The 12,025-nt window shown below is 45.7% G+C and carries 11 protein-coding genes; 3 read left to right on the plus strand and 8 right to left on the minus strand.

Translation table 11 applies throughout. The annotated features are described in order from the left end of the window. Positions 1 to 68: 68 nt before the first annotated feature. The 7 genes from AC27N8_RS18810 to AC27N8_RS18840 form a co-directional block, all read right to left on the minus strand. Positions 69 to 1,253 (minus strand): thiolase family protein, encoded by a 1,185-nt coding sequence (locus AC27N8_RS18810; RefSeq protein WP_487068927.1) that lies wholly within the window; start codon positions 1,251 to 1,253, stop codon positions 69 to 71. Between the two features lie 93 nt (positions 1,254 to 1,346). Beyond that, complete coding sequence (locus AC27N8_RS18815) at positions 1,347 to 2,717, minus strand: acyltransferase family protein (protein ID WP_487068928.1); 1,371 nt, start codon at positions 2,715 to 2,717, stop codon at positions 1,347 to 1,349. Between the two features lie 370 nt (positions 2,718 to 3,087). Then, complete coding sequence (locus AC27N8_RS18820) at positions 3,088 to 3,372, minus strand: PLD nuclease N-terminal domain-containing protein (RefSeq protein ID WP_487068929.1); 285 nt, start codon at positions 3,370 to 3,372, stop codon at positions 3,088 to 3,090. A gap of 262 nt (positions 3,373 to 3,634) precedes the next feature. Next, entirely contained in the window at positions 3,635 to 4,666 is a 1,032-nt protein-coding gene (locus tag AC27N8_RS18825; protein ID WP_487068930.1) for a peptidoglycan DD-metalloendopeptidase family protein, read from the minus strand. Positions 4,667 to 4,966: 300 nt separating this feature from the next. Beyond that, positions 4,967 to 6,190, minus strand: a complete 1,224-nt coding sequence (locus AC27N8_RS18830; RefSeq protein WP_487068931.1) for a TolB family protein — start codon at positions 6,188 to 6,190, stop codon at positions 4,967 to 4,969. A 300-nt stretch (positions 6,191 to 6,490) separates the two neighbouring features. Next, a complete protein-coding gene (locus AC27N8_RS18835; RefSeq protein WP_487068932.1) occupies positions 6,491 to 7,048 on the minus strand; it encodes a hypothetical protein in 558 nt (185 codons plus the stop codon). 112 nt (positions 7,049 to 7,160) lie between these two features. Beyond that, a complete protein-coding gene (locus AC27N8_RS18840; RefSeq protein WP_487068933.1) occupies positions 7,161 to 8,225 on the minus strand; it encodes a lipid II:glycine glycyltransferase FemX in 1,065 nt (354 codons plus the stop codon). A gap of 194 nt (positions 8,226 to 8,419) precedes the next feature. Between AC27N8_RS18840 and AC27N8_RS18845 the strand changes: the two genes are divergently transcribed. Continuing rightward, on the plus strand, positions 8,420 to 8,848 hold the full coding sequence (locus AC27N8_RS18845; RefSeq protein WP_487068934.1) for a potassium channel family protein: 429 nt from the start codon (positions 8,420 to 8,422) through the stop codon (positions 8,846 to 8,848). Between the two features lie 99 nt (positions 8,849 to 8,947). Then, on the plus strand, positions 8,948 to 9,607 hold the full coding sequence (locus AC27N8_RS18850; RefSeq protein ID WP_487068935.1) for a potassium channel family protein: 660 nt from the start codon (positions 8,948 to 8,950) through the stop codon (positions 9,605 to 9,607). 91 nt (positions 9,608 to 9,698) lie between these two features. Here the strand turns inward: AC27N8_RS18850 and AC27N8_RS18855 are convergent, their stop codons facing one another. Next, on the minus strand, positions 9,699 to 10,970 hold the full coding sequence (locus AC27N8_RS18855) for an AI-2E family transporter (protein WP_487068936.1): 1,272 nt from the start codon (positions 10,968 to 10,970) through the stop codon (positions 9,699 to 9,701). 651 nt (positions 10,971 to 11,621) lie between these two features. Between AC27N8_RS18855 and AC27N8_RS18860 the strand changes: the two genes are divergently transcribed. Continuing rightward, the gene (locus tag AC27N8_RS18860; protein WP_487068937.1) at positions 11,622 to 11,900 is read left to right on the plus strand and encodes a hypothetical protein; all 279 of its coding nucleotides are present in this window, start codon (positions 11,622 to 11,624) and stop codon (positions 11,898 to 11,900) included. Positions 11,901 to 12,025 lie beyond the last annotated feature (125 nt).

The following is a 12,025-nucleotide window of genomic DNA, read 5'->3' on the forward strand; positions in this document are numbered from 1 at the left end:
ACGCTGTTGTTCCGTCGCGGCACATCCTCTTCATTGTGAACAAGCAGAAATGACTATAAGCAAATCAACTATCCATTCAGGCGCTCAATAATCATAGCATTCGCCATCCCTCCACCTTCACACATTGTTTGTAAGCCATAGCGGCCTCCCGAACGCTCAAGTTCATGCAGCAAAACGGTTGCCAGCCGTGTGCCTGAGGCTCCTAGCGGATGACCCAGAGCGATCGCTCCACCATTGACGTTAACTTTCTGTAGATCAGCCTGCGTATCATGCTGCCAGGCTAACACCACACTGGCAAAAGCCTCATTGATCTCAATTAGATCGATATCGTCCAGGTTTAATCCAGCCCGTGCTAACACTTTATTCGTCGCAGGAATAGGTGCCGTCAACATCATAACAGGATCAGCGCCCGCCAGAGCAAATGAGACAAACCGTGCACGAGGTCTCAGTCCCAGACGTTCAGCAGTAGCTCGTTCCATAATCAAAGTGGCAGCCGCTCCATCACTAATCTGCGATGAATTGCCAGCGGTGATCACACCATCAGTTTTAAAGACCGTCTTCAAAGAAGATAACTTCTCCAGAGTTGAATCCACCCGAATACCTTCATCCTGATTAAATAGATAGGTTGTACCATCTGCTTGGACGACAGGTATTGGAACAATTTGAGAGGTAAAACGACCTTCAGTGGTGGCATAGGCAGCACGACGATGACTCTCCAGGCTGAAAGTATCCAGTTCGCGACGGGATAACTCCCACTTTTGAGCAATCATCTCTGCCCCTAATCCCTGATGAATCTGGTGTCCTTGATAACGCTGCTCCATCCGTGAACCAAAGGGAGATGCTACCCCCTGAACGTTTGATCCCATTGGAACACGTGTCATCGACTCCACACCACCAGCAATTACGATATCATAAGCTCCACTGATCACTCCCTGCGCAGCGAAATGCATCGCTTGCTGGCTGGAGCCGCATTGACGATCTACCGTTGTACCTGGCACCGTCTCTGGAAAACCAGCAGCCAGCACAGCATTGCGAGCAATATTCTGGCTCTGCTCACCAACCTGACTGACACAGCCCACGATGACATCGTCGATTAGGACAGGATCTAAACCAGTACGCTCTACTAACGCTGAGAATACATAGGCAAGTAAATCAACTGGATGCCAGTTCTGCAACTGACCACCACGACGACCAACAGGTGTACGTAGAGCGGCAACAATGACCGCTTCTCGCTGTGTATTTCCTTGTGTCATCACCAGTCCTCCTCAGAGCTTTTTGCAACTACTGTCCATCATTTAAAGTACAAAATTGATCGACAATATCTATGCATTTATTATATATCCATCCTAACTTGTCTGTCCCTGAAGTTTCTGGGAACGTGATTGCAGATAAGTATTGCCCAATTGTAACCACTGTTTTTCAATGAGTAGATAGGAAGCCAGCGCAACCGACCCCGCAACCACCGCCAGCCAGACCCAATCTAGCAAGTAAGTAGCATGCGGACCAAAATGAATACCGTGGGCAGATAAGTAAGGCAATATCGTTTCCGTAAAGTAAGTAAGTAATGGAAGATGCCACATATAGAGCCCATAAGAAACCAGACCAATACTACACAATGGCTTCCACGCAAAGACGTTCTGCAATAGTCGTGGGCCAAAGAGAATAGCGGTCATACACGACCCATATCCCAAAGCAATAACCATTTCATTTAACACGTTAAATGATGGCGTCAAAATATTCATAAAATTGAATATATGGAGTTTCGAGACGGTCACGTTGAAGTGCCAGATCGCAGTAAATAGCAATAATAAAATTCCCGCTGCACCCAGCCAGAGGCTCATCTGCTCCATCTTGCGACGCAAAGCCATTCCATGCAGCGGATGAAAAGCATACGTATAACAGAGACAAATGATCATACCAATGGCGAAATTTTCAATATATTTACCCTGAACGCCATACAAAAAGATCAGAGCAATACTGAGTATCTGAGAAGGCGACTGATGGGAAGAAAAATAATCACCGACAAAGCGTAACATCAATCCCCAAATAATCAGCACCACACAACAACCAATCATTGTATATAATCGTCTCAAAGGATCGTCAGGAAGCCGCTTCGCTACCCATAAAAAGCCTAATGTAATCAAAGGTAAAAGCATATAGAACTGCCACTCAATCGCTAAAGTCCAAAATGGCCCATTTAACTGACGAAAAGTAGAGTGCGATGAGTCCATAAAAAATACCAGAAACAGAAAGAGCTGTTTCCAACGCTCCGGCTGTAAATATTGATTCTCAAAAAGAAGCACAATCACAAAGAGCGCGACATAATAGCCAGGGATAATACGCAAAACACGTTTCAAATAAAATTGACGCATAGACGGCCATGTTGCTTGAAATAATAATGCCTTAGCAAAAGGCAAGAAAAGCAAAAAACCAGAAAGAATAAAGAAAAGCGTGACACCTGAACCACCAAAAGTCTCAACTGCGCTCAAAAATGGATGTTTAGAAGTCTTCCACAAATAATCAGTGGTCTTCTGGCTAATATGAAACGACATTACAGCCAGGATAGCGCATGCACGTATGCCATCCAGGACAGCAATATTTTTCCCAGCAGTCTTTATTTTCTTTTTTACTTCTCCATCTGCCTGCTTTTTCGGTATAGTTTCATTTGCCACTTGAACTGTGGCTCTATCTGGAAGGATTTGTTCCGTCTGACTCAAAAGACAACCTCGCTTTATTGCTATTACCTTGCGAATAACTTAGTTGGTACAACTTAGACACAGCATATTTTATTGCATAATGTAGCCCCTATTATCTCTATATACTTATCCTCTAAATTTAAATCTCTTACTCAAGGGAATTTATCATAAAGCTTTCCCACTATACAATTAAAAATCTTACTTCTATCATAGGGTAGCCACATTATATACAAATATCATCTTCAATAGAAAGCAAAGTAAGATGAAAGTAACAGCACAAGAATACAAATGGTCTAAATAGAACGATCTTATAGGTTCCTCAATAGCTGACTGCATACAAAAAAGCATCCTCCTCAATAACGGAGAATGCTTTTCTGCTTTCCTATTGATCCTAACCCTGGAATGGAGTGTTCTGATAGGGATTTGTAGGGGTGTAGTTACTGGCCTGTCCAAACATAACACGGCCTCGACGAGTAGGTCGCTGCCCAAACACCAGGTATAGGAATGGTCCCAGGAATGGAATAGCCCAGATCACAATGAGCCAGAGCACTTTGCCTGCAAAGGAATGGTCATCTTCAAGGATAAAAATGGTTTCGATAATATGACCAACAACAGGCAAAAACACAATGATCAAAAACAGAATAGAGTTTGTGGCACATCCTCGGCTACTAGACATATATTGTATGCTCCTTCCATTTCAAGCGTATAATACTTTAGCGAAGCCGCCTGAAATGATCAATTTCATCTTCTTTTTAAAGCTGTTGGAGTCAGCAATAGTAAAGCTTTGTCAGTTATAGTACGGTCAACATAGCCAGGATGTTACAGAAATACGTACCCAGCCCTCGTTTGAACAGACATTGAGCAACTTCCGGGGCCGGAAGTTGCTCAATGGACGATACAGATGCCCCACTTCCTCGCTTCTTCAAGCTTTCCGAGGTTTAGCCAGCTCTGACACGTACAAATTCCATGCCATCAGCCGCTACCTGACAGCCACTTTCCCCCGTCGCATTACTCAATACCACCCGACCAGCTCCACCACGTTGAAAGTAATAGGTTCCCAGGCTCACCCACTGTGTCCCCGTACGTACAGTGCCAAAGGGTCCATTAAAGATGCCGATATGTGATTCATCGAGGCGTACCGTATGTGCAACCGGCACATGTGGATTGCCCGGGCTGGCACTATGCACAGTATAAGGAACCCAGCCACCGGTGGCATGCGTGTCATCGACATAGACACCAACCTCATAGTATCCACTCACTGGAATAGTTGGATGCCAGGTAGCGCTTGCAGTCGGAGCACCATACGTCGTATTCGTCCAATGTAAGCTCCTGCGATTATCCGTCCAGAACGCATCGCGCCTCCACGAGCCTTTTGCGCTCCAACCAGGACCACCATCATCAACAAACACAGCACCGGGATAGACGCGCGGCCCTCCCAGATATGGCACAAAAGTATGTGTTGAGGGAGCATTCACCCAGAGGTAACGATCCGGCACTATATTAGGATCACGATAACGGCCACGCCAACCAAAGGGGTCCGTTACCTGCCAGTTTGGCAGATAGAAGGATGACATGTGCAGATGTGGCCCTGAAGAGTCTCCTGTCGTGCCGCTCGTGCCAATTTGCCATTGTGTCCCTACATGATCACCAACCGAAACCAACACAGAACAGAGATGACCATACGATGTCACAATGCCATTTCCATGATTTACAACTACCCATAATCCAAAGGACGAGTTGTGGTTCAATGGATTATACCAACCAGCTCGAATCACACGACCAGGAGCCACACTCAACACCGGCTCAAACGCCATATCTATATCGTACCCATTATGTCCATCGTAACAACTGACACGAGCAAAGCAATCATACACAGAAGCATGAGAGACGATGCCGTCGAAGCGCACGAATTTTCCATCATTGGAATACCAGGGCTGATCGTGATCGAAAAAAGAGATCGTTCTCTGCATAATCGATCTATACCCATAATAGGGACGATGCATAAAAGGATAGATGTATGGTCTATACTGCTGTTGGGAAACAGCGGCATGGGCCGACGTAGATCGAAACATGGTGTCCCAGGAACTAACTGTGCCAAACGGAAAAATTATCAGGGCACACATGATAATGCACAGGAAACAAAAGTTTTGCAAGCATTTTAATTTCATAGCCATCAAATCTTTTTACAATAGGGAAGCGCGTTGATACCTATTCCCACTGCACTACAAGATTAAGAGAAAGGAGATGTTCTTCTCGCTACCAGGCAGGATTTATCCCCATGCCACAACGTGGGAGAGTGTTGATGAAACTGGTACAACCTGTACTGTACCAACTTGATCACTCACTTGAGCAGACCAATTTTGTGTGGTACCACCTATCAGGCGATTCATCGGATTGAGGGCAGTGAACATAATATGATCACTTTTAGCGCTCCAGGTAGGATCAATATTCCATTGATGAGCCGTTTGCTCCGGAGTGACGATAAGTCGAGCTTGACGCGTGTGTAGATTAAACTCTCCAATTCCACACTGTAACGCCTGAGAGAGCGTGTCTGCCTGATGATCACTGGTATTTGTGCGTACAACATAGGCAAGTTTCTGTCCATCTGGCGACCAACTGGGCATATACCCATGTCCCCCATCGACATCGGCCAGCAGTTGTTGCTGCCCACCAGTATTATTCATCACCCAGAGACCTGCCGAGAGGAAAGGCGCGGGACTATCAGCCAGTCGCTCATACGCGATATGAGCACCATCCGGGGACCAGGTAAACAGGCCAGCCACAGCGTTCAGGCCAGTTGAGCTAAAAAGATGTTTGCGGCTATTGCCATCGCTATGCATTACATACGTCTCGCTACCAAGGCCCAAACCTGCACTTGTGGAATACACAATCTGTGACCCATCTGGGGACGGCACCGCATCGACAATGTTCGCTGAAGCGGTACCAATATTTATATTCAGATGAGAACCCGTCTCTGCATCAACAGACCAGAGTCCTGGGTTCCAGGCACCATGCTCCATAGGTGCAGTTGGTCCCAGGGGCAGCATCGGTCTATAAAGAAATGTATGCCTATTTCCAGCCGGTATCCAGCGCAAGAAATTCCCTACAACTGCATTGGGAGTCAGCGACACTTTTGACTGCTGAACGTCATATATCCAGACTTGTTCACCATGATCCCGATTGCCATCGATCGCCAGATAGAGGCCATCTGGAGACAACTGCAAAGAAATCACAGCATCTGATGCCAGCAAGCCAAAGTTATCCCCAAGCGGGATCAGACGTTGCGGACTTTGTAAAGGTTGGCCATCCGCCCCCTTTGGAGCGCGAGCAAGCACAAATCCCTCTGCATCCTTGAGCGTGTAATAGATATAAGCCTTTGAGGAAACTCTAAAGAGAGCTGACAGACGTGGATACAGCGTCCAACATGAGATGCCGCCAGCAATCACCGTCATAAGACAAACGACAAGTAGAGGTATCAAAAGTTTTCGTTTCATTACCATTCCTAATTCCGCATAGACGCAGATGATAATGTGAACTACCAACTGTCTAAACGCCCAGCCGAGACTATCTCACTCGATGCGTACAGCACGCAATGACAAGTTGAAAGGCACGTAAGCCTGAAAAACATCAAGTAATAGCTAACAAAAAAGCTATAAGCGACAAGAAGATGAGAGTATTTGATACTAACAGTAATTCAAATCGACTATCGTAAAAAGCAGAACAGGGAAAGTCCCGCCAGAGAGGTAAAGCGGGACTTATGGACGGAGGAAATAGACTTATGATGCCAAACACGGCTATATTGAAAGAATGATACCTTTACGCTGCAAAAGGTCACGCACCCAATTCATTGGCTCTGGATTTTTTGACTCGGTCGTGCTATCGGCAAAGAAAAAACGAATATAGAGAGGAAAAGATGAACCCAATTTATCGATGAGCTGATCCACATGCTCCTCGGCGAATTGCCAGCGCCCTTTATAATGTCCCAGACGCCAGCAATGATAGACTTCATCGTGGCGCTCAATAATATCTAAGAGCTTTGGATCGCTGATATATTTCTCAGAGAATTTGCGTGCGATAAAAGCATGATGGTTTCTCCCAACCTTTGGCTTGTGTTCATCCACCTGATACTTAAATGTATCGTGAACCAGCGCGATCAGACGCAAATCTCGGCGTTCATTATCAGTTAGCCGCTGCCGATCAATATTAGCCAATACATCGGCGATATGATACATCACAGCCCCTTCAAGGTGGCCACTACGCGGTTCGCCCCATTTAACGCCTATCTGCCATTCCCGATTTTCTGCAATCGAACGCTCTAAAACAGTCTCTAAAGTAAACGGGAGATTTATCATATTGCCCCTAGTGCAAAAATACTTGATCTTTTTGACTTTCCCACGAACAATCCCTCAAGATATGAGCGGCCTGGCTGAGACAGCACGACGATTAGTCAGGAAACTGAAGCATTTAAAGAAAACGGCGAGCCAGCACCATGGCCATCGGTCGATATACATGTTCGTAACCACCAAGATAGCCAACGGTACGCCCACCCCAGCCACGCTTAAACCGATAGACTCCAGACATCGCTTCATCTTCAGCATCGGTGGCGGGAATACCCCAGAAATCGTAGAGGAACGCGCCACGTTGTTTTGCCCAACGTATCGCCTCCCACTGCAAAACATAATTCGGCATTAATTGCCTCTGCTCATTGCTCGAGGCACCATACAGATAGATAGCCTGATCTCCCAGCACTGTAATATAAATGCCGGCTAACAATACATCATCGTGTTCAGCCAGTAACAGACGCAATTCATCGCGTGGTGCAAAGATCTCCCAGACGCGCTGATAGTATTCTTCATTATGAATGCCAAACCGATCACGTTCTCCAGTGGTTTTCAAAAGCGTATACCAGGACCGCACATCAGCAGCAGATGAAGCCACGCGTACACTGACTCCTTTACGCGTACCCAGGCGAATATTATAGCGCCATTTCTCTTTCATCTGTGCCAGCAAGCTCTCTTCCGATGGCAATAGATCCAGCACGATCGTGCGCACTGGCATGACCGGTACCACAGCATGTGCACCTCGCACCATCAGATATTCCTGGAGTGCCTGCCCCTCCGCAGTAGTATCTGACACATCTGGATCCCAGCGTAAAACTACCGCCCCCTGCCGATACAGATACGTATCCAGAAGAGCAAAAAACTCCTCATATAATGCCGGTTGTTGCCAATCGAGCACAGGTCCCCTGGGAATATAGGCCAGATGGCCCAAAGAGAGAGGAAGAGATGACACTGTTTTACGCAAAACCTGGGCCGCAGCTACTATCGTCTCGCCATCCCACAAAGCCAGGCGCAAAGGATGCCATCCTACTAGCTCCTTCAACTCGCCCCAGCCCCAACTCTGTAAGAAATGACCATTCTTATGAGATGACACAAAGGTATCCCACTGATCACGTAATGAGGGGGGAACTATGCGCAACGTATAATGTGAGGAACCAGTTCTCCGTTGCGATCTAAAATTTGTTAGCATGCAAGCGACTCTTTCCATTAACAGATAATATATATCATACTACATTCTTGCTATATCCTATGAGTAGCTATCAGCTAGAGCGAAACGAATTCCAACCACATGGATAGAGGCACCTGAACGCAAGGCATGCTATAATATCCGAGACGACACAAACCATCCCAGAAAGCGGTCATTCGACCGACAGGAGGCTATACGTGAAAATCGTGATTCTAGGTTGTGGCCGTGTTGGTGCAACACTCGCCACACAACTAGAGGATGCAGGACATATAGTATCAGTAATCGACAAAAGTGGTGACTCATTTTTTCGTCTCAGTCCCAAATTCAAGGGCGATAAAGTGATTGGCAATGGCGTGGATGAAGAGGTTCTTCGTCGCGCTGGTATAGAAGACGCCGATGCTTTCGCTGCTGTCACCAATGGCGATAATCGGAATATTATGGCTAGCCAGATTGCCAAAGAAATCTTTCATACCCCAAAGGTTATTTGTCGCATTTATGACTCTTTACGCGAGCAGACCTTCAAGGAGCTGGGACTAGAAACTATTTGTCCCACCGAGATCATCACTGACATGGTCTCTGACGCATTGATTGGCAAGAAACCACCGGCACTCAGTAATAAAAATTGAGCAGAGGCACGTTACATACAAACACATTCCGTACCGTCAGCTTAAAGGATGATATGGTCTATAGTGTACACGACCAATTAGTAGGAGAAAAATACCCACATGTATATTATTGTCGGGGGAGGTGGCGACGTTGGCTACTACCTCACACGATATTTGCTTCAACAAGGTCATGAAATCTTGTTGCTTGAAAAAGATAGCGGTCGAGTTCAGATCTTGGCCGAGGAGCTTGGTCAGTCGGTACTGAGAGGCGATGCTTGCGAGGCCCGCACGATGGAAGAGGCTGGCGCACGCCGTGCTGACGCCGTGATCGCAGTGACTGGTGAAGACGAAGATAATTTAATCATCTGTCAGCTCGCAAAAAAACGCTTCAACGTCACGCGCACGATCGCTCGCTTAAATAATCCCAAACATGAAGAACTTTTCCAGAAATTAGGGATCGATGTCACCGTCAGCCCGACTAAAGCCATCCTCTCGTTGATCGAGTCCGAACTACCCGGGCAACGCTTTGTCCTCTTGATGAACTTGAAACGTGCCGGCCTAGAAATTATTCAAATTGTCGTACCATCTTTATCAACTGTGGTAGGTAAGCCTCTCAATCAGATCAATCTGCCGCGCCGTAGCAACGTAGCTTTGATCATCCGCGACGACGAACCAGTGATTCCTACAGGTGAAGTCATCATTCAAGCGAATGACGAAATTTACGCACTGGTCAATCGTGAAGGTGAGGAAGAACTTCGCCGTACCTTTGGCAATGCATAACGCATAAAAACGCTATTGATAGGCGCTGTGAACGTTGCTAGTCTTGTGACGGACAACGTTCACCACGCACTCAACCTATCATTACGTTAACTTAGCGATACGACTTATATTTCTCATTAAATGGCACATGCTTCGCTAAGAGATCCTCCAAAGAATCATCTTCCTCAAGAGATGTATCCAGAAATGTCTGTGCACGGAAATGGTCTTGCACTGGCTCTCGCTTCCCCATTGCCAGAGACCGATCTGCACGCTGAATATTCCAGAGCTCCGGTTTCAACTCACGTATCGGCTCGGTATCTCCTCCATATGCGGAACGATACATGCTTGCCACGACAACCCACGCCGCCGCAACGATTGGCGTTGCCAGGAGTGCTCCAAATACACCAAACAGCTTCGCGCCGATCAGTAAGGAGAGGATCGAAGCAACCGGATGCAACCCAACAGCTTTCCCAACAATACGCGGGCCAAGGACATTGCTCTCAAGCGCTTGCATCACAATGAATAAAACAATAATAATTGCTGTACGTTGGATCACTTGAGGACCACCAATTAACACAGAAAGAAGCAATGGCAACAGCGAGGCTAGCCCCGGACCTACCATCGGAATAGTCTCAAAAAGAAATGCCAGTACACCACAGATCAATGCATAATCCCCCAGTCCTGAGACCAGGCAGATCAGGCTCGTTCCCACTCCAACCAATAAGGCCAGAGTGAGCTGGCCGCGAATGTAATTGCCAACAACACGAATCAAGGAATCTTCAAAGAGCAGCACATGCGACAGCCAGGACTGCGGAGACAACTTTACCAGTTTATCTCGGATACGCTTCCCATCTAATGTCAGGTAAAAACTGAGCACAGCAACCAGAAAGACATCAAGAAAGACATTAACGCCATTGGTAACAATTTCAACGAGGTTAGCAGCAATAGAGGTCGCAAAATCATATGTTTGAAGTTGTACCTGTGCCAACGCCGTGTGAATCTGATCATGTGGAATGCCAGCACGCTCCAGAGAGGCAATAAAAGATTGCAGAGTCATTGGTAATGAAAACGCAAACTGTGAAATAGTCGCTGAGAAGGAATGGATTTGAACAACGAGTGAGAATACTAATTCGTATGCCAAACCAACAATAGATCCCAATACAATAATATATGTAATAATAGCTGCTGGCAAGCGAGATACGCCATGTTTTTCAAGAAAATTGACAATCGGAGTGAGAAGAAACGCAACCGCCATTGCCAGCAATAATACAACGATGGCGACGACAAATTGACCTAACACAATCCAGATTGCCCAAATAATCAGACCCAGGCAAACTACACTGAGTAGAACATCACGTGTCCTCCGCCAGTTGATAGAATCCATACTTTTCGCCCTCGTAACTTACAAAACTGATATTCATAATATCGGTGCTATTGTGACAGGTTTGGGATAAAAGAACAAGCCTCCCATGCTTGCTCATTGACATTTTGGTAGGTTGATACATTTTTCATTTCAGCTAAAAATTTGCAAAAAACCTTTCCTATTACCGTTTATCTAACAGCCAGCTAAATAAGGCGAAGTTCTTAACAAAAATCCAGCGGCAGATTTGGAAGCGACTATCTAGTGGTTTATATGGGAAGCACTTTTAAACTTGATAGATATATAAATATATCGCGAGATAATCTTTTCATACTAAAAATCGCACACAATATTTGATGCCTCTGGACAAATGCCTAAAAGGGCTACAAATAGGCCATTAAACAGCCAGAAAGTCAGGTCCTGTTGCCAACAGAGTACCATTCGAGGAACAATACACAGAAGAGATGCTCGATGCACACATATATATATGTTGAAACTTTCTTTATTTATGTATCGTCATTTCTTTAGTATAGTATTTTCCAAAGCTGTTCAGATGTATATAGCTGGACAAAAAGATACGACCGAGAAAATAAAGTTACACTACTTTCGTCGTACTGTGACAATACGTTAATCTTATCTTGCTTCAATAAAAGCAATCTGAAAGAGGATGTGCCCGTGGGTATACGCGTAGCAATTACACCTACTGGAGTTTTGTTAGCTATTTTAATCATTTTTCTAGTGGCCTGGATGGTCACGTTTACCTATCTTGCGCTGAAACGCACACCAGATGCTATCGTTGACGAACGTGAAGCAGCTTTTGCACAGCCCAAGGTCGTTACAACACCATTAGCGCAAGAGAATTTCGCGAAAATCAGTTCAATCGCCATCAAAGCGCCACAAACGCGCAAGAAAGCGGTAAACAAAGAAGTCATTTTAGAACAATCGGTACGCTAATTAACAACACGACACAATAATCGGCATCGCCCAATGATTGTTATTTGGGCGATGCCGATTATTGTATAAAGAGGAACGAAATATATGCGATAGTACGATAGAGTCTTCACAGAAACAGTATTCGA

Source organism: Dictyobacter sp. Z7_2, from assembly GCF_057551105.1.